The sequence below is a fragment of the Lachnospira rogosae (ex Hitch et al. 2025) genome, assembly GCF_040096455.1.
Lineage (GTDB): Bacteria > Bacillota > Clostridia > Lachnospirales > Lachnospiraceae > Lachnospira > Lachnospira rogosae.
The window spans coordinates 382,441-400,643 of record NZ_JBBMER010000001.1; the positions used below are offsets into that span (position 1 = coordinate 382,441).

Here is an 18,203-nt window from a genome sequence, read left to right on the forward strand (position 1 = left end):
GCACACAGACACAAATGTTAATTCCAGCTTTTTAATAAATCAATTTCACTACCGGTTAATGGCCTGAACTTTCCAGGTTCAAGTGTTTCATCAAGCTGTAACTTTCCCATTGATAATCTTTTAAGATAAAGCACCTCTGAACCGGCTGCCTTAAACATTCTTTTTATCTGATGAAACTTTCCCTCTTGAATTGTTATATTTAAAAATGTTGTATCATCCTGATTGTTATATTGAAGTATCTCAAGCTTTGCTGGCATTGCTGTAAAATCTTTATCAACAACAAGCCCATTTTTAAATTCATCAATATATTTATTGTCTATACTGCCTTTTGCTACAACATAATAAGTCTTATCAATATGGTGCTTTGGTGATAACAGCCTGTGTGCCATATCACCATCATTAGTTATGATAAGAAGTCCTTCTGTATCCTTATCCAGTCTTCCAACCGGAAATAAATCCTTACGTTTGTTATCAGTTATAAGTTCAACGACAGTCTTAAAATCCTTATCAGATACAGCAGACACAACGCCTGCTGGCTTATTAAGCATATAATATTCGTATTCTGAATAGCCTAACACGTTATTATCAACAGCTACAACATCCTTGTCTATATCGACTTTAATCTCTGGACGAGTGATAACTTCGCCATTGATTGTAACCCTTTTCTTTCTGATTATGTCTTTTACGGCACTTCTTGTTCCAGCCTGCATATCACAAAGATATTTGTCTAATCTAATAACCATTAAAGTCCTTTCCTTCTACATCCATCTCCAGCCGGCAAGATATTTATTCTTAAGCTGCGAGCCATTAGATTTACCCCAGCCTAAAGGATATCCGTCAACGCAAAGCAATGCCCAGCCCTTGCTGTCAGCAAAATCATCAACGTCAATTGTCTCGCCCTTTAAATATCTTACAACACGTTCATCGTCTACGCTAAGGTTAATGCAGTTATTATACTGTCTCATTGTAAGTGCCATAGCAAGTGCCTGACTTGGCTCAAAGCGGTTCTTTTTAAGTTCACCAAGCAAAAGACCATTTCTTATTATTCTAAGACCCTTTTCATCAGCCATATACCTGGAAATATAGTACACGCGGTTATCTCTTATATTAATATATTTAGTGTCGATATCCATTGATACATTTGCAAGGAAATCCTTTAACTCATCTGGAATTTTAGTATTAAATGATCCTCTTGTATAATGTGCATTATTAATGTCATCTGGATTATCCTTTTTAAGAAGTGCAACAAAATGTCCTTCGCCATGCATTTTATGTGGGAATATTCTCACACATTTGTCAAGATTATACTTATTATCATTATCAATATCAGTAAAGCCCTTAGTAAATCCTTCGTATGGTTTAATATCAACAAGTTTCATATCTGGACAGTTATCAAGAAGATATTTAATGCTCTCTTCATCTTCCAGAGAAGAAAATGTACAGGTTGAATAAAGCATCATTCCACCTGGGCGGAGCATTTTCGCACCATGTATTATAATGCTTTTCTGTATTGCAGAATATACTTCTGGTCCGCTCTGTTCCCACGCCTTGATAAGTTTGTTATCTTTTCTGAACATACCCTCACCAGAACAAGGTGCATCTATAAGAACCTTATCAAAGAATTCTGTGAATCTTCCTGATATCTTAGCTGGGTCTTCATTAAGCACACAAAGGTTATAAACACCAGATACTTCAACATTCTTAAGCAGTGCCTTGGTTCTTGAATTGCTTATGTCATTAGTTATAAGAAGTCCTGTGCCATTAAGCTTTGCCGCAAGCTCTGTTGATTTGCCTCCCGGTGCGGCACACATATCAAATACGACATCGCCCTCATCAATAGGAAGTACATTAGCTGGTGTCATTGCACTAGGCTCCTGAATATAGTAAAGTCCGGCGTAATAATATGGGTGCTTTGCCGGTTTATCTGTTTCTTCATAGTAAAAGCCATTCTCAATCCAAGGTATGGGTGTAAGCTTAAATGGACTTATCTTAAGAAAATCTTCTGTTGAAATCTTAAGGTTGTTAACACGAAGTCCATATAATCTTTTATCATTAAAGCTTTCAAGATAATCATCAAAATCATCTTTAAGCATATCTTTCATTGAATTAAGATATTTCTCTGGTAAATTCATAAAATCCTCTTTCTTTATACATTTTATATACTCTGTGCTTTATAATTCTCTGCAATCATATCTACCTGCCTGCTGAATCTTTGCAGTCTGGCAACATCATCAGTCTGGTATATCTCATAGAATTCATCCTGAATTCTGATGATTTCCTGCTTGTTAGCAACTTTATAAAGGCTTTGTATATTATTAAGTATGTCGGATACAATGTTAGCTTTGGTAGATACATAATTCTGTGCATCAATAATTTCATCGTGAATACTCATCATCTCGTTATCAAGCGTATATATGGCATCGGCGGCTGATGTAAGTCGTTCCCTTACGTGCTTTGGAATATTGCCGTTATATTTGTACTGGAGAGAGTGTTCAATTATAGCCCAGAAGTTCATTCCAAGTGTTCGTATCTGGATTTCTACTGGAATTATCTTAGTCCCCTTTACAGTTTCAACTTTATACTGGACTATAATATGATAGCTTCGATATCCGCTTTCCTTGATATTCTTGACATAATCTTTCTCAGTTATGACTTCCATATCGCTTCTTGCCCTTATAAGGTCAGCTACATTATATATGTCATCAGTAAACTGGCATATAAGCCTTATACCAGCGATGTCAAGAATATGTCCTTCAATTTCATTAAGGTCTATATTATGCTTCTGGGCTTTTAATAAGATACTGGATATAGATTTAACCCTTCCTAAAACCTGTTCAATTGGAGAATATATGCCTGCCTGTCGGTATTCTTTAACCATATGATTAAACTTAACCTGAAGCTCCTCTACCGCAAGCTCGTATGGGTTAAGGATTTCTTTCCACATCTGTATTTCCATATAAGTCCTCGTTTCTATTATATATTTTCATAAATTCTTTAAATCTTTTCACTATTAGCCGACGATAATTATAGCACATAACGATACTAATAACCATAAATTAAAGTCTTATTTTGATTAGATTTTAGTATCCAATATGGGTTGATTGACACTTCATTGCCTGAATTATCAGTTATGTACATCCCAAAATGTAAATGTGTCTGAAATTTGCCAGATGTACCCTCTACTTTGCTGTATCCTGTACTTCCCATATAGCCAAGCAGCTCTCCCTTATGAATTATATCACCTGCTTTATAAGCTTTGGCATAGGAATCAAGGTGGGCATAATAGTAATATATTTTATTAGCAGACGTTATGCCTATCCGGTAACCGCCAAGCTCTAACCAGCCGACGTTAGTTACTGTTCCGTCACATACAGACACAACAGGATATAATCCATCTTTATTAATATCAGCACATATATCAGTCCCCTCGTGTGTTCTGTTACCTTTGTAGGTTCTTTCATAATTCCACGAATTAACATAGTTAACCCACTGCTCTGTCTTTGAAGAGTGTGGCACAGGAAAATATTCCATATCATATAGTATGCCTGTTGCGGTTTGTTTTAAAAGCTTGAATTCAGCAGCATTTTCCTTACAGAAGATTGTTTTGACCTTGTCAAAATCAGACACGGTAAGCCGCTTAACAGCATTGTCCGTTATATGACATTCATTCATACAACACAGCACAATAAATAACTCAGCAGGGTTTACATTCATCTGTTCTGCCTTATTAATAATATCCTGCAAATCACATTCCACCTGCATTGCACGGAAGTTATCATCTGATACGGTTAATGTCGTATATGCCGCAATGCGCGTATAGTGTCTTATAATATTAAGATGAATACTGCATATTAAGGCACATACTATTGTGATAATAAGCAGATTCGTTTTATTATTTATAATGTCCGTTTTATTCATATTTTCCATTTTCACTTTATTATTCACTAAATAATATGTCTAACAGGCTGTTGTAATGAATAGAATAAATTATATTAAACGGACAAATAAGACTTTCTTATCAGGAAATAAATATATGGGTAAAATCAAGAATTCTGCTTATTCTCCACAATTAAATAATAATCACAATAACACATATACACTTTCATTAATCAATAGATGTGATAATAGTTATTCGTCTAAAATAAACCATAAGAAATACAGCCATAATGTGATATTTCTTATAATGCTTATAATATTTCTTGTAACTGTCTGTTCACCACACATTATTATTAATGCAACGCTTAAAGGTATCAAATTATGGGCTTTGAGTGTTATGCCGGGATTGCTGGTGGCTATGATTATCACCGGCTGTATTAATTATTATATGCCAGTGAACAGCCGTCTGGGACTTGTATTTATTATATTTATAAGTGTGCTCTGTGGATTTCCAATAGGTGCTATTAACTGCATTAATTATAAGAAACAATCAGACAGCAGAATAATTGATAATATAACAGGATACTGTAATATATCAAGCCCCGGATTCGTTATCGGATACATATATTATGGCACCATAAATAACTCCATAACAATAATAAAATTCCTTATTGCTGTATATCTTCCTGTAATAATTCTGTGTGCTGTACAGCTTATTAAATATCCAGTGAATAACAATAATAATAAAAATAGTAATAAAGAACCAATTAATAATTGCACAGCAAAAATATTTTATAATAGGACATCTAATACCAGATACAAAGTTAACTTAAATTCATATAATATCCAACATACGGATAATATGTGTAATAACGGCAGACAACACACTATAAATTCACATAAGAATTTCTTCAATGTATTAGACAATGCCATAATAAAATCAATTGATAATGTATTAAAAATGTGTGGATATATTGTTATATTTTCCTGCATATGCTCTATGACAGATGTACTTTTTGGAAGATTTAATTATATCAATATGATTATATGTTCTCTGTTAGAGATAACTAACGGCATATATCTTATCGCTTCAAGTGATATCAGTGCTTCAGTTAAGGCTGCATTTATATTGACAGCCAATGCATTTGGCGGAATATCTACATTAATGCAGACAATAGGAATTACTGGAACATCTAATAACAATAACGGGATAAACATAAAAAAATACATATACCAGAAAATAATGTTAAGCCTCGCAACAGCCGGCATATCATTATTACTGATATATGTATTCTGATTAGCATTATATAAATTCATTAATATAATCTATACAGCAAATTATATTTCTTACATAAGCCTTATATTGTTACTATATATATTATATTTTGTATTGGTATTATATTTTTGTATTTATATTATAATTATTCAAGGATATCCTCATCCTCAAATTCTTCTTCATAACCATAGTCATCTGTGCTGTCTTCAGGCTGGTCAGGTGCGTTATCTACAGCTTCCTCTTCTTCCTGTACAACAGGTGCTTTTAATTCATTACGATTATTATTGACAATCGAAAGAACATTTTCAAGACCAGACAATAAAGAGTCGTACTTCTCACGGTTGTCACGGATAGACTTTTCGATTATATACTGAAGCTTCTCAAGCATATCATCTGTATAGTCCATAGCACCCTGACGTATGCTGTTGGCATCTTCTGTTGCACTGTCAAGAATAGCCTGTGCCTGTGCACTTGCCTGCTCTATAAGGGTATTAGCCTGTGCATATGCACGCTGCATAATCTCGTGTTCATTAATAAGTTCCTCTGTCTGTATCTGTGCAGCATTAATAATAGATTCTGCCTGCTCTTTTGCATCGGCAATTATGGCATCTTTGTTGTTAAGAATTTTCTGGTATTTCTTAACTTCTTCAGGTGTCTTTAATCTTAATTCAGCCAGCATATCTTCAAGCTGCTCTTTATTTACAATAATCTTAGTATTAGATAATGGCTGAAATTTACAATTATCTATGTAGCTTTCTATATCGCTTATAAGCTGTTCGATTCTACTCATTTTATATCTCCCTTTTCATTTGCCTTAATATTATAACTACTGCTGTATCGTTCTCTCACTATATCTACAATAGACTCTGGTACGAATTTACTTATATCGCCGCCATACATAGCCATTTCTTTAACGATACTTGAACTTAAATAAGCATATTTAAGACTTGTATTAAGGAATATTGTATCAATATCGGGAGCGGCTACTCTGTTAGTCTGAGACATAGCAAGTTCATATTCAAAATCAGTTACGGCTCTAAGTCCCCTTATTATAGCCTGTACATTATGCTCTCTTGCAAAATCTACAAGGAGTCCACTGAAACTTAAAATCTCGACATTAGGAATGTCTTTCGTAACTTCTTTTAACATATTAACACGTTCATCAACTGAAAACAATGGTGTTTTGGTACTGTTGTTTAACACACCCACGATAAGGTGGTCAACAAGTGCTGCTGAACGCTTTATTATATCAAGATGTCCTAATGTAACAGGGTCAAAGCTTCCAGGATATATAGCCTTTTTCATTTAGTCTGCACTTCCCTTCAGTCTTAAGAATAAATGTTTATTAGTCTTATATTTTTTTACCCGGTAAATATCAAAACCACATTCGTCAGCATAGTCAAGGTCAGCATCAAGCTTTTCCTCAACAATTATAATTGTATATTCATCTATAATATCTGAATTTCTAAGGGCTGCTAATACATCACGCTCATAATCATTAGAGTATGGTGGATCCATATAGACGATTGAGAATACATCTTTGCCCTTAAGCCTGTTGATTGCAGATAATACATCCATTTCCATAACATCTGCTTTATCAGCAAGCTTGGTAAACGTAAGATTATCCTTAATACATTCAACTGCCTTTTTTGAATTCTCAACAAGCACAGCCTTAGCCGCTCCACGACTTAAGGCTTCAATTCCAATTGCACCGCTTCCAGAATATAAATCAAGAAATTTACATCCTGGAATATCTGACTGGAGCATATTAAATAATGTCTCTTTAATTCTATCCTGAGTTGGTCTGGTATCTGTTCCTTCAATAGTTTTTAAAGGAAGACTTCTGGCCGAACCTGCAATAACTCGCATATGATTAACCTCTCGTATATTAATAATTTAGTGCCATTCAACATTGCCGGCTTCGATTTTCTTATCTCTTAACATAAGGTCTTTAACGCCATCTGCTGGAGATTTGCCATCAAATAACACCTGATTTACCTGTTCAACTATTGGCATTTCTACGTTGTACTTTTCAGCAAGCTTCTTAGCTGCCTTAGCTGCATATACACCCTCTACAACCATCTGTACTTCATCCATAGCTTCTTTAGTTGTATAGCCTTTGCCGATAAGAATTCCGGCACGTCTGTTACGGCTGTGCATACTCGCACAGGTAACAATAAGGTCGCCTATTCCAGACAAGCCTGAAAATGTAGCAAAATCCGCACCCATAGCAAGACCAAGTCGTGTTATCTCAGCAATCCCCCTTGTTATAAGTGCAGCCTTAGTATTATCTCCATATCCTAAGCCGTCAGCAATACCAGCAGCAAGCGCGATTACATTTTTCAATGCACCACCTATACATATTCCAAGAACATCAGGACTTATGTATACACGGAATACATTACTCATAAACATATTCTGCAAATATTCTGCATCTTTCTTGTTAGCTGTACCAATTACGCAGGTTGTAGGAATTCCCCTTCCAACCTCCTCAGCGTGGCTTGGACCTGATAACACAGCAACTACAGCCTGTGGAATTTCTTCCTTTGTTACCTCACATAATGTCTTTAAAGACTCCTCCTCAATACCCTTGCCGACATTAACGATATACTGTCCTTCTTTAACATATGGTGCGACGATTTTAGCTGTTGACCTTGTATAAGGAGAAGCAACCGCAAGTATAAGCACATCACTTTCAGTTACAACTTTTTCTGTGTCAGCACAGAATTTTACGCTTTCTGGGAATATTACACCTGGAAGACATTTTTTATTCTCTCGTGTGGCGTTAAGCTCATTAATCTCGTCTGGAAATACTGACCAGACTGTTACATCATGTCCATTATTATGAAGAAGCATAGCAAGACCAAGTCCCCAGCTTCCAGCTCCTAATACACCTATCTTTACCATTAATAATCCTCCATTACTGCATTACTTTTTTTCTCCAATTTTACGTTCTGTTCCATTAATAAGTCTTTTAATATTACCACTGTGACGTGCAACACCAAGAATAACGAATAATAACACAACTATAGAAGCCTCTATGAATTCATTATTGTTAAGTGGAAGCCATCCAACAAGCCCCCATATTACAAATTCTATAAAGAAACCAATTATGCCGGTAATAGAACCTAATGATACATATCTTGAGAACTTGGTTACTAATCCAAATGTTACCATTCCAAATATTGTAAACATAAAGCAATATTTAGGAAAAAGTATAAGACTTATTACTAATCCTGATGTAGCAGCAATACCTTTTCCACCTTTAAATCCAAGGTAGAACGGAAAGTTATGTCCAAGGACAACTCCAAATCCGCCATAAAGGATAAGAAGCATTTCTGATATATCTGAATTACTGCCATATATAAAATGTATGATTATGGCAGTAATGCAGGATTTAAAAGCATCCATAAAATATGTTATAAATCCGGCTTTCTTTCCAAGTGTACGCATAGTATTAGTTGTTCCAGCATTGCCACTGCCATAATCTCTTATATCAATATGATTAAACTTGCCAATCCAGAAACCTGTCTGGATAATTGCACCAATAAAATATCCTAGAATAAGACATATCAATCTGTTAAGCATTATTCTTTCTCCTTACGTTCCCTGTTAATAAACCTTATTGAAGTACCTCTGAAACCAAACGCTTCTCTTATACGGTTCTCAATATACCTTGTATAAGAGAAATGTGTTAATTCCTTATCATTAACGAACATTACGAATGTCGGTGGTTTAACAGAAACCTGTGTCATATAGTATATTCTTAATCTCTTACCCTTATCTGAAGGCGGCTGTTTCATAGCAACAGCTTCTGTAAGAATTTCATTAAGAACACCAGTTGGGATTCTCATAGTCTGGCTGTCGATTATAGTATCAATCAGCTCATATATCTTTCCAAGACGCTGTCCTGTCTGTGCTGATATAAATATAATCTCTGCATATGACATAAATGAAAGAGTATCTTTTATCTTGCTTGTGAATTCATATATTGTCTTGTCGTTCTTCTCTATGGCATCCCACTTATTGACAGCAATAATTATACCTTTGCCACGCTCGTGGGCTATTCCCGCAATCTTAGCATCCTGTTCAGTAACACCTTCTGTTGCATCAATTACAAGAATGGCTATATCACATCTTTCAACAGCTGCAACAGTTCTTATAATACTGTATCTTTCAAGATCTTCTTTTATCTTGCTCTTACGTCTAAGACCAGCAGTATCAATGAATACATATTCTTTCTTGTTATATGTTATAGTTGTATCTATCGCATCTCTTGTTGTTCCCGCAATATTAGATACAATTACCCTGTTCTTTCCAAGGAGCTTATTAATAATTGATGACTTACCAACATTGGGTTTACCAATAATGGCAACCTTTGGACGCTCATCTTCTTCCTCAGTTTCAGACTCTTGCGGAAAATGCTTGATAACCTCATCAAGCATATCACCAAGACCGAGCTTTGATGCTGCTGATATTGGATGCGGGTCACCAATTCCAAGGTTATAGAATTCGTATACATCAGGCATAAGCTTATCAAAGTTATCAACCTTATTAACTGCCAGAATAACAGGCTTTCTTGAACGGCGTAACATATCTGCTACTTTAGCATCTGAATCAACAAGTCCCTGCTTAACATCAGTAAGGAATATAATTACATCTGCCGTTTCAATAGCTATCTCAGCCTGCTCTCTCATCTGTGCAAGAATTACATCACTTGTATCTGGTTCAATACCACCTGTATCAATTAAAGTAAATGATTTATCAAGCCATGTAACTTCAGCGTATATTCTATCTCTGGTTACACCAGGGGTATCTTTTACAATAGAAATCTGCTGTCCAGCAAGATCGTTGAATAATGTTGACTTACCAACATTTGGACGTCCTACTACAGCGACTATTGGTTTACTCATATATCTGCCTCCGATTTAATTTCTTATTTTATGAAAAATTAACATACATAATCTAAAATATAATAACAGTTTAATTGCTTTTTGTAAAGCACTATGCTATTATACGGAATATTGAAAATGCTTAATTTATGGGAGGTTTTTCGTGTTTAATAAAGGTTTAATAAAAAAGCTGGCAGCAGTTGTTATTTCGGCAGTCACTCTGTTTTCAGTATCAGGATTATCTTCGGCATATGTTAGTGCCGCAGATACCAATCATTTTAAATTTGCTGATATAGATTTAGTCGTAGATGTTCCAAAAGAACTTATATGTTTTACAAGAACAACAACTAACAATAATTCATACCTCGAAAAGCTTGGGGTTGATGAGGCTGCTGTATTAACTAATAATATGATAGCCAATAAGATCTATCTTGAAGCTGTTCCAGAAGATGTTAATTATGAAGTTGTTATATATGGCAATACAGCTTCCAACAGTCTTAGCAGCTTTAATGAATTAGACGAAGATTCACTTGATTCATTATATAAAGAATATGTTGCCTCCCAGTCATCTATCAACAATGATAATATTAAAGAGGAACTGCTTAATTCCAGCATTGTCACAATCAATGATATTCCATATTTTGTGACAGATGTTTATTCATTATCTAATGATGTTACTGTATACACCAGAAAATATTATACGGTTGTCAGAGGGTATATATACACTTATGCAATACAGTCCAAGACTGATAAAGTAAGCGATGATATGAATAATAACCTTGTAAGCATAATTAACTCAGCCAAATACCAGAAAGTAAAGAATTCACCTTTGCAGAATGCCGTATTTACAGAAACTCTCTCTAATATTATTACGGTTGGTGTTCCGATACTTATACTTCTTGTAATATTACTGGTAATTACCAAGGTGGGTCCTAAGGGACGGGCTAAGAGAGTTAATGAGGAAGCACGATTAAGGGAAGAATATAAGAGAACACATAATAAATAAGCCTGAATTATAAAAATGAGCTGATACGCTGAATGATTAGTTAATATTAAATGATTAGCATTTAATAAATCATCTGCTTGGCAGCTCATTTTTTATAATCAATATTTATAATTTGTAATCGTTTATATTATATAATTCCTTATGAATGGAAAGTTTTTTAATTAACCATTTTTATATCAGATTAATCGCATATATATAAAATTACACATAATACCACGTCTTCCACCACTCGCCCTGTGTGAAAAAAGCAGCTCTTTATTACAGCTTGTACATACATCAGCTACATATATATTGTGTGGGAGAAGTCCTGCATTAATAAGGTTGATATAATTAGCAGCTATCAAATCCAGATGGTATTTGCCTGTATATTTATTGTCATCATCTGGTGTTAATATCAGCTCTGTCTCTTCGGCAGAATATACCTTCATAAATTCTATGGCAACATCTTCACTTACCTGATAGCAGTTCTTACATATTCCAGGACCAACAAATGCAATAATATCAGCTTCATTACAGCCAAAGCTTTCCTTCATACATTCAATGCCATTCTGTGATATATTGCCAACTGTTCCTTTCCAGCCAGAATGAAGTGCTGCTATAACACCTTTTTTAGCATCAACAAGAGTAACAGGAATACAATCTGCAAATGATGATACAAGACAAAGATTATTAGTATTAGTTATAATTCCATCTATATTATCGTAATTACGTTCTTTTATAATACCCATTCCTTTATTGGAATTATCGACAATTTTGATGTTTGTAGTATGTGTCTGCTTGGTATACACCATATTTTCAACAGGTATATCAATAGTATCAGCCATTAATTTAAAGTTGGCAAGTACATTTTCATAGCTGTCAGCACTATACTGTCCTACTGGATTGAAAGTCAGATTCATACTTTCATACATACCTCTGCTAACACCGCCAAGACGTGTAGAGAATGCCTGCCTTATATAAGGATTGTTCACAAAAGGCTTAAATGTAAGGTATGGCACATTATCAGCAGAAACATTCGTTATAATTGTATCCGTAAAATTATCTTCATTACCATATTTTTCTATAAGTTTATGATACAACTCTTTTGTATTTAATCTTTTTAAATTGAATATGCTGTAAGGCATAGACACCTCCATTAATTCATTAATCATAAAATTCAAGAGTATTCAAACGCATTTTTTATATGTTTTATTGTTCCGTCTTTATATATTGCTATTACATCGAAGCGGCACGGATAATTGACATACCCGTATTTTACACAGAAATTCATAGCTGTATGACATATCTTTTGCTGTTTGTGAAGATTAACAGCCTCCAGCGGGTCGCCGAATTTTGAAGAACTTCTGTATTTACATTCTGTAAACACAAGCGTTGAATTACATTTTGATATTATATCAATCTCACCATATCTGGTTCTATAGTTTCTTGTAATAATTGTATGTCCGTTTTGTTCAAGAAATGCAGCAGCTAATGTTTCATATTCAGAGCCTGTAGCCCTGCTGTTTTTAGGTTTGTTTATATTATGCAATGCACTTATATCATCAAGTATGCTGCTACTCTTAAACTTACTATTGTTCTTAGACTTATCAGCCATTAATTTTGCCTCGTAATTTATCTGTCTTATCCACGAATACAAGTATTTCAGCAACTACTGTATATAATTCAGGTGGTATCATATCTCCTACTTCAAGATTAGACAATGTGTTGGCAAGCTTGCTGTCCTCATATGTTGGAACATCAGTTTCCTTAGCTTTTTCAATAATCTTATCAGCAAGATACCCTTTTCCTGTGGCTAGGATTTTAGGTGCCTGCTCACCTTTTTCATATTGAAGTGCAACCGCAATCTTTGGTTTGTTGTTATCCTTATCCATCCTAATCCTCATTTCTGCACAAAAATAAATTTTCACGCCCCTCTTTCATAGACTTTTATGACTTTATAGATATTTATGACTATATATATGATTATATATATTTATACTTTTATATATCTAAGCCTTTATATCAAATACATACTGTCCGCCATTGTCCGAATGTACATCTTTTTCTATAAAGTCTGTATTAAAATCAAAGTCATTTTCTTTATTAGACAAGGTCATCTCAAAATGTGTTGAATAACCAAGCTGTTCAAGACGTTCATTTAATTCATTAATATGAGCATATACAAAATCAAGCAATTCCGCTGTTTCAAGAATAAAATTCGTAGATACATTAGTATGATTAAGCTTTACATATACATCAACAGATCCAAGATTAGGCATATCCAGATGAAGCATAGCGCTTACTTCATCCGGATTGTTAGCAAGTGATTTTTTGTTAGTAAATACATACAAATCCCCATTGCCTTCGCTATCAGAGAATTTAAGCGGCATCTGGAAAAATGTCATATTCTTATTAAGGTCATTCATAAAATCAATATTGCTTTTTATGTCAGACATATTTTTAGCCAGATCATTATCTGCTTTACTGCTCTTTAATACATTTTCGACATCTTCCATTACTTTCTTGGTACGCTTGTAATAATTGGTGAGCGTATCAGGAGTGTCTGCAACATCTTTAGGTGTTATACGCATAGTTTCATTGATAAACTGATGTAAAAGCTTGTCAAATGTCGCTTTATTGGTTGGAAGAAATGCAGGGTCAGTTATTTTATTATTATTAAGAATAGCGTTGAGCATATCTTTAGTAGTCGTTGAAGGGTCATTTAATTTCTCTGCAATATCACCGTTAGAGCTTTCTGTTAATTGTCTTGATAATTCGTTAATAAAATCCTTGGAAAAGCTTTCTGTTACCAGTTTTGATGTAACATTTGTGTTATCATCTGCATTTCCATACATACTATTAATGACAGTATTAAGCTGTTGTATATCATCACGGGAGAAATCGCTAAATGCACGCATTATATTATCAGACAGTGCATTCTCCATAGTACTAAGCTGTCCGTCAAGCTTGGCATTAAATGTTTCATATGCCTTATAAAGATTGATATTCTCCTCTGTTACAGGCATATCAAGACGTACAAGATTGGCAATTGTCTTAATGTCACTATCCGGAAACTGTGCCATATATTTATTGACAGTATTAAGCATATCTGTATTAACCGGCATATTAAGGGATAACAGTTCTTTGACCATAGCTGTATTCTCCTCAGTAGGATACAGACCTGCCGCTTCAAGTGCTTTATCAATGAACATATTCTGTTGTTCATCAGCAGGCAGTACTTTTAATGAAATCTGATTATCCTTTACCTGATTGACTATAAATGTAACAACTTCTCCCTGCTTAACTGCCCCCTGATTGGCTAAAGTTGCAGAAAGAAGCGAACCATCATTAAGGCTTATAACAGCATCAGAGTCATTTAATTCACTTATAAAGCCTGTCAGCACGCTTCCAGCAATAAGGTTTTTGATAAGCGAGCTGTTATTGGTAATATTTTGTGCCTGATTAATATTAGAGGCAGTATTCTGCTCAACCCTGTTGTTATTAACATCATATGACTGGCTCGTCTGTCCCAGAGTTGTTTTTAGTAATTGTTGTATATTAATATCCATAAGCCAGCCTCCATTTTATTTTAAGGACATATTTTTGTAATAAATGTTTTTCTATGTATAGGACAAGGTCCGATTTCTTTAAGAACATCTGTGTGAAGTTTTGTTCCATAACCCTTATGCTTGGCAAATCCATACTCAGGATATAACTCATCATAATGGTACATAAGCCTGTCCCTTGTAACCTTGGCAATTATACTGGCACTTGCAATTGAAAGACTTTTTGCATCACCCTTGATAATAGGTACTTGTTCAATGTCAACACCCGGTATTGTAACTGCATCGTTAAGTAATATATCGGGTTTAACCGTGAGGTTATTAATAGCTTCTCTCATAGCTTCATAAGTTGCATTTAATATATTTATCTCATCAATTCTTTCTGGTGATACAATTCCAACGCCTACACTTACGGCTTCATTAAGTATCACATCATATAACATTTCTCTTTTTTTCTCACTTAATTTCTTGGAATCATTCACATATAATATCCTGCAATCCTTTGGAAGAACGACCGCACCAGCAACAACAGGACCTGCAAGCGGACCTCTTCCAGCCTCATCTATACCACATATATAAGAAAATGCTTCATATTCCTTTTCATATACGCACATATTTTCAATACGTTCTTTTTCCTGTGCAAGCTTTAATGCTTTTTTAGCTTCACGTTCTTCTTTGGTTGTCTTAATCTTATCTGACATTGTTCTCTCCATTATCTTCTAAGTATCTTCTAAGCATCTTTTAAGGGGTTTCTAATGATATTCGTCCTAATCGTCCACTTCTGAAATCATCCAGAATAATATTAGATATTTTCTCGTAATCAATATTATTGCCCTTCTTGATACAGCCTCGCTTAACAGCCGCCTGTTCCATAATATATAACGCTACTGAATTATCTGGATTGATAGCATTTTCATCATAACTTGCGGCAGTCTTTTCTTTATCAAGACCGTAGCGTTCAATAACATTATCAGAATATTCACTATATATATATTTTATTGTATCGATAGCAAGCTCCTCGACATTAAGTATCTCATCATTCATAGAACCTATCATAGCAAGTCTTTTGCCGACTTCCTGATTGTCAAACTTAGGCCATAAAATACCCGGAGTATCTAAAAGCTCAACATTCTTATTAAGCTTTATCCATTGTTTTCCCTTAGTAACGCCCGGCTTATTGCCTGTCTTGGCACTAGCTTTTCCAGCATAGGAATTAATAAATGTTGACTTTCCGACATTAGGTATTCCAACAACCATTGCCCTTATTGGTCTGTTTAATATTCCTCTCTGCTTATTACGCTCTATCTTATCTGCACAGGCTGTCATTATAAGACCGTTGACCTGCTTAATGCCTGAATTATTTCTTGAATTAAGCTTAAGGCAGTATATATTATTTTCATTAAAATAATTAATCCACTGGTTAGTTATCTTATCATCTGCAAGGTCTGATTTATTAAGAAGAATAATTCTTGCTTTATTGACCGCGAGGCTGTCTATATCAGGGTTACGGCTGCTTATAGGTATTCTTGCATCTACAATCTCAATAACCAGATCTATAAGTTTAATATTTTCTTCCATCATTCTTTTGGCTTTGGTCATATGACCGGGATACCATTGATAGTTCATTTTATACCTCATTTCTACAATTAATACGAATAATTAGTGTTAATATCATATCAATATCGATACTTTGATTAGTATCCATACTTTAATCTTAATAAATGCTATTTAATAAATTTAATATCTTCAAATGGACTAAGCACCATCCACGTCTTTCCTATAATATGCTTTCTTTTAACCATTCCTATACTTGAAAAACGGCTATCCTCACTGTTGTTACGATTATCTCCAAGGCAGAAATATTCATCATCTCCAAGTTTTACAGGATTAATTGTCATACCTGCTGTTACAATATATGTATCAGTAATATCATTCTCAAGTAATTCTCCATTAATATAAATGTGTCCTTCTTTAATCTGGACAGTTTCTCCAGGAAGTCCAATAACTCTTTTAACATATAACTTGGAAGAGCCGATAGAATCTGGTTCAAATGCTATGCAGTCAAAACGCTTAGGACCTTTTATTGCATATGCAAATTTATTAACAAGCACAGTATCATCGTTATTAATCGAAGGTTCCATAGAACCTCCAAGTATAGTCGTTCTTGTGCAGCTGAATGAAACAAGCACATAAGCTGTTAATATAACCATTAAAATATCAAATATATATTTTAAAAGGTTAAGTAAAGTAGTATTTTCCTGATATCTTCTATGATATGAAATCATATTCTCCTCCAATCTATGATTTAGTATACAAATATACATTTCTATTCATTATACAAAATACATCTTTATGTGTCAAAAAAAGAATGTCACCTGTTACTATTAACATAACAAGTGACATTCTTTATAATGAGATAATAATAATTATCTAACTAATTCCTTAACCTTAGCAGCCTTACCTGTTCTCTGACGTAAGTAGAATAACTTAGCACGTCTAGCTTTACCGCGTCTTACAACTTCAACCTTCTCTACGATAGGTGAATGTAATGGCCAAGTCTTCTCAACACCGATACCATTAGAAATCTTTCTAACTGTGAATGTAGAACGAACTCCTGTACCCTGCTTCTTTAAAACAGTTCCTTCAAATACCTGAATTCTTTCACGGTTTCCTTCCTTAATCTTAGCTGATACTCTAACTGTATCACCTACATTAAATGCTGGTACTTCAGCCTTAAGCTGAGCATCTTCGATGTTCTTAATAATTGTATTCATGTGTGACCTCCTTATTATTCCGACGTTCTTAATGTGATATACACAACAGAGGACCATCTCTCTTTTTCACAACTTGATAAGGATAACATATATACTAATAATATGCAAGGCCAAAATTTAATTAATTTATAAAATTTTAGTTATCTGACTTGTCATTATCAAACGGACTACCATAAGGTGCGTTATTCACTGAACCTGTATAACTGTTACCTGGTTCTTCACTGGCAGAGCTTCCATATGATGAACTGTCATTATTGGCATTGTTAAATACATTATCAGCATAACTGCTATCTGATGAGTAATTATCTGTATTACCGCTGTATGAGCTATCAGAAGCTGCATTGTAATTGTTGAATGAATTATTATCAGAATTATAGTTGTTATTGCTGTAACCGCCATTAAATCCATTATAACCATTGCCGTTGAATGAATCATAATCTGAGATTTTATTGAGCTTATCCTGTGCAATAAGGTAGTTAACTATTCCCAGTCCCAAAAGCTGTAATACAATAAAAAGAATTTTGGAATTGCTTGAGCCATCTCCTATTCCTCTTGAATTAGCAGCGTAGTCAACTCTGTCACCAAGCTTGTAAGCCCAGTACCAGCTGTATATTCCACAGGTTACAATTGTTAACAAGAACGCTACCGGACCAGAAGCACTCTCATTATCATTGGCTGCCAGCTTAGAGTCGTCAGTAAGACATATAAACCAGTAAATGCCAAAAATTCCACAAGTAACAATCGAGAGAATGATGTACATTGCAATGTTTCGTTTCTGAATCATATAGTGATTCCTCCTCATATATAAATTATTGTGGGTTACTATATGTATATATT

At 34.4% G+C, this 18,203-nt stretch carries 21 protein-coding genes; 2 read left to right on the forward strand and 19 right to left on the reverse strand.

What is annotated here, in order from left to right; translation table 11 throughout:
• Window positions 1-17: 17 nt before the first annotated feature.
• The 4 genes from WMO14_RS01745 to WMO14_RS01760 form a co-directional block, all read right to left on the reverse strand.
• Entirely contained in the window at window positions 18-743 is a 726-nt protein-coding gene (locus WMO14_RS01745; RefSeq protein ID WP_055306607.1) for a pseudouridine synthase, read from the reverse strand.
• A gap of 15 nt (window positions 744-758) precedes the next feature.
• Window positions 759-2,132 carry an RsmF rRNA methyltransferase first C-terminal domain-containing protein gene (locus WMO14_RS01750; protein WP_055174759.1) on the reverse strand — a complete coding sequence of 458 codons (1,374 nt, stop codon included), beginning with the start codon at window positions 2,130-2,132 and terminating at the stop codon, window positions 759-761.
• A gap of 23 nt (window positions 2,133-2,155) precedes the next feature.
• Complete coding sequence (locus WMO14_RS01755) at window positions 2,156-2,956, reverse strand: GTP pyrophosphokinase (RefSeq protein WP_055306609.1); 801 nt, start codon at window positions 2,954-2,956, stop codon at window positions 2,156-2,158.
• 86 nt (window positions 2,957-3,042) lie between these two features.
• The gene (locus tag WMO14_RS01760; RefSeq protein ID WP_349153165.1) at window positions 3,043-3,918 is read right to left on the reverse strand and encodes a M23 family metallopeptidase; all 876 of its coding nucleotides are present in this window, start codon (window positions 3,916-3,918) and stop codon (window positions 3,043-3,045) included.
• A 115-nt stretch (window positions 3,919-4,033) separates the two neighbouring features.
• On the opposite strand from WMO14_RS01760, the gene WMO14_RS01765 reads away from it, so the two are divergent.
• Window positions 4,034-5,173 (forward strand): hypothetical protein, encoded by a 1,140-nt coding sequence (locus WMO14_RS01765; RefSeq protein WP_349153166.1) that lies wholly within the window; start codon window positions 4,034-4,036, stop codon window positions 5,171-5,173.
• Window positions 5,174-5,297: 124 nt separating this feature from the next.
• On the opposite strand, the gene WMO14_RS01770 is transcribed toward WMO14_RS01765, so the two are convergent.
• The 6 genes from WMO14_RS01770 to der are packed head-to-tail and all read right to left on the reverse strand — an operon-like array spanning window position 5,298 to window position 10,065.
• Window positions 5,298-5,942: a F0F1 ATP synthase subunit B family protein gene (locus WMO14_RS01770; RefSeq protein WP_349153167.1), complete on the reverse strand. Its 645-nt coding sequence runs from the start codon at window positions 5,940-5,942 to the stop codon at window positions 5,298-5,300.
• A complete protein-coding gene (gene coaD / locus WMO14_RS01775; protein WP_055174771.1) occupies window positions 5,939-6,457 on the reverse strand; it encodes a pantetheine-phosphate adenylyltransferase in 519 nt (172 codons plus the stop codon). The genes WMO14_RS01770 and coaD overlap by 4 nt, the downstream gene beginning before the upstream one ends.
• The gene (gene rsmD / locus WMO14_RS01780) at window positions 6,458-7,039 is read right to left on the reverse strand and encodes a 16S rRNA (guanine(966)-N(2))-methyltransferase RsmD (protein ID WP_278320339.1); all 582 of its coding nucleotides are present in this window, start codon (window positions 7,037-7,039) and stop codon (window positions 6,458-6,460) included.
• 9 nt (window positions 7,040-7,048) lie between these two features.
• A complete protein-coding gene (locus tag WMO14_RS01785; protein WP_055174776.1) occupies window positions 7,049-8,059 on the reverse strand; it encodes an NAD(P)H-dependent glycerol-3-phosphate dehydrogenase in 1,011 nt (336 codons plus the stop codon).
• A gap of 21 nt (window positions 8,060-8,080) precedes the next feature.
• Entirely contained in the window at window positions 8,081-8,740 is a 660-nt protein-coding gene (locus WMO14_RS01790; RefSeq protein WP_055306613.1) for a glycerol-3-phosphate acyltransferase, read from the reverse strand.
• Window positions 8,740-10,065, reverse strand: coding sequence for a ribosome biogenesis GTPase Der (gene der, locus WMO14_RS01795; RefSeq protein WP_022501737.1), 1,326 nt, complete (start codon window positions 10,063-10,065; stop codon window positions 8,740-8,742). The genes WMO14_RS01790 and der overlap by 1 nt, the downstream gene beginning before the upstream one ends.
• A gap of 142 nt (window positions 10,066-10,207) precedes the next feature.
• Between der and WMO14_RS01800 the strand changes: the two genes are divergently transcribed.
• Window positions 10,208-11,050, forward strand: a complete 843-nt coding sequence (locus WMO14_RS01800; RefSeq protein ID WP_022501736.1) for a hypothetical protein — start codon at window positions 10,208-10,210, stop codon at window positions 11,048-11,050.
• A gap of 176 nt (window positions 11,051-11,226) precedes the next feature.
• On the opposite strand, the gene pgeF is transcribed toward WMO14_RS01800, so the two are convergent.
• From pgeF to WMO14_RS01845, 9 genes are all read right to left on the reverse strand, one after another.
• Entirely contained in the window at window positions 11,227-12,174 is a 948-nt protein-coding gene (gene pgeF, locus WMO14_RS01805; protein WP_022501735.1) for a peptidoglycan editing factor PgeF, read from the reverse strand.
• A 32-nt stretch (window positions 12,175-12,206) separates the two neighbouring features.
• Entirely contained in the window at window positions 12,207-12,644 is a 438-nt protein-coding gene (locus WMO14_RS01810) for a YraN family protein (RefSeq protein WP_022501734.1), read from the reverse strand.
• Window positions 12,637-12,921 carry an EscU/YscU/HrcU family type III secretion system export apparatus switch protein gene (locus tag WMO14_RS01815; RefSeq protein ID WP_022501733.1) on the reverse strand — a complete coding sequence of 95 codons (285 nt, stop codon included), beginning with the start codon at window positions 12,919-12,921 and terminating at the stop codon, window positions 12,637-12,639. The genes WMO14_RS01810 and WMO14_RS01815 overlap by 8 nt, the downstream gene beginning before the upstream one ends.
• A gap of 117 nt (window positions 12,922-13,038) precedes the next feature.
• Window positions 13,039-14,598 carry a flagellar hook-length control protein FliK gene (gene fliK, locus WMO14_RS01820; RefSeq protein WP_349153168.1) on the reverse strand — a complete coding sequence of 520 codons (1,560 nt, stop codon included), beginning with the start codon at window positions 14,596-14,598 and terminating at the stop codon, window positions 13,039-13,041.
• 20 nt (window positions 14,599-14,618) lie between these two features.
• Window positions 14,619-15,293: a ribonuclease HII gene (rnhB, locus tag WMO14_RS01825; protein WP_055174792.1), complete on the reverse strand. Its 675-nt coding sequence runs from the start codon at window positions 15,291-15,293 to the stop codon at window positions 14,619-14,621.
• 40 nt (window positions 15,294-15,333) lie between these two features.
• Entirely contained in the window at window positions 15,334-16,218 is an 885-nt protein-coding gene (gene ylqF, locus WMO14_RS01830) for a ribosome biogenesis GTPase YlqF (protein ID WP_022501730.1), read from the reverse strand.
• 98 nt (window positions 16,219-16,316) lie between these two features.
• Window positions 16,317-16,877, reverse strand: coding sequence for a signal peptidase I (lepB, locus tag WMO14_RS01835; protein ID WP_022501729.1), 561 nt, complete (start codon window positions 16,875-16,877; stop codon window positions 16,317-16,319).
• 141 nt (window positions 16,878-17,018) lie between these two features.
• Window positions 17,019-17,366 (reverse strand): 50S ribosomal protein L19, encoded by a 348-nt coding sequence (gene rplS / locus WMO14_RS01840; protein ID WP_022501728.1) that lies wholly within the window; start codon window positions 17,364-17,366, stop codon window positions 17,019-17,021.
• Window positions 17,367-17,502: 136 nt separating this feature from the next.
• Window positions 17,503-18,150, reverse strand: coding sequence for a DUF4234 domain-containing protein (locus WMO14_RS01845; protein ID WP_022501727.1), 648 nt, complete (start codon window positions 18,148-18,150; stop codon window positions 17,503-17,505).
• Window positions 18,151-18,203: the final 53 nt, after the last annotated feature.

Bases quoted from the DNA above. Each gene is read 5' to 3' on its own strand.
- WMO14_RS01745 (WP_055306607.1), bottom strand. From the start codon at position 743: ATGGTTATTAGATTAGACAAATATCTTTGTGATATGCAGGCTGGAACA.
- WMO14_RS01750 (WP_055174759.1), bottom strand. From the start codon at position 2,132: ATGAATTTACCAGAGAAATATCTTAATTCAATGAAAGATATGCTTAAA.
- WMO14_RS01755 (WP_055306609.1), bottom strand. From the start codon at position 2,956: ATGGAAATACAGATGTGGAAAGAAATCCTTAACCCATACGAGCTTGCG.
- WMO14_RS01760 (WP_349153165.1), bottom strand. From the start codon at position 3,918: ATGAATAAAACGGACATTATAAATAATAAAACGAATCTGCTTATTATC.
- WMO14_RS01765 (WP_349153166.1), top strand. From the start codon at position 4,034: ATGGGTAAAATCAAGAATTCTGCTTATTCTCCACAATTAAATAATAAT.
- WMO14_RS01770 (WP_349153167.1), bottom strand. From the start codon at position 5,942: ATGAGTAGAATCGAACAGCTTATAAGCGATATAGAAAGCTACATAGAT.
- coaD (WP_055174771.1), bottom strand. From the start codon at position 6,457: ATGAAAAAGGCTATATATCCTGGAAGCTTTGACCCTGTTACATTAGGA.
- WMO14_RS01785 (WP_055174776.1), bottom strand. From the start codon at position 8,059: ATGGTAAAGATAGGTGTATTAGGAGCTGGAAGCTGGGGACTTGGTCTT.
- WMO14_RS01790 (WP_055306613.1), bottom strand. From the start codon at position 8,740: ATGCTTAACAGATTGATATGTCTTATTCTAGGATATTTTATTGGTGCA.
- der (WP_022501737.1), bottom strand. From the start codon at position 10,065: ATGAGTAAACCAATAGTCGCTGTAGTAGGACGTCCAAATGTTGGTAAG.
- pgeF (WP_022501735.1), bottom strand. From the start codon at position 12,174: ATGCCTTACAGCATATTCAATTTAAAAAGATTAAATACAAAAGAGTTG.
- WMO14_RS01810 (WP_022501734.1), bottom strand. From the start codon at position 12,644: ATGGCTGATAAGTCTAAGAACAATAGTAAGTTTAAGAGTAGCAGCATA.
- WMO14_RS01815 (WP_022501733.1), bottom strand. From the start codon at position 12,921: ATGGATAAGGATAACAACAAACCAAAGATTGCGGTTGCACTTCAATAT.
- fliK (WP_349153168.1), bottom strand. From the start codon at position 14,598: ATGGATATTAATATACAACAATTACTAAAAACAACTCTGGGACAGACG.
- rnhB (WP_055174792.1), bottom strand. From the start codon at position 15,293: ATGTCAGATAAGATTAAGACAACCAAAGAAGAACGTGAAGCTAAAAAA.
- ylqF (WP_022501730.1), bottom strand. From the start codon at position 16,218: ATGAACTATCAATGGTATCCCGGTCATATGACCAAAGCCAAAAGAATG.
- lepB (WP_022501729.1), bottom strand. From the start codon at position 16,877: ATGATTTCATATCATAGAAGATATCAGGAAAATACTACTTTACTTAAC.
- rplS (WP_022501728.1), bottom strand. From the start codon at position 17,366: ATGAATACAATTATTAAGAACATCGAAGATGCTCAGCTTAAGGCTGAA.
- WMO14_RS01845 (WP_022501727.1), bottom strand. From the start codon at position 18,150: ATGATTCAGAAACGAAACATTGCAATGTACATCATTCTCTCGATTGTT.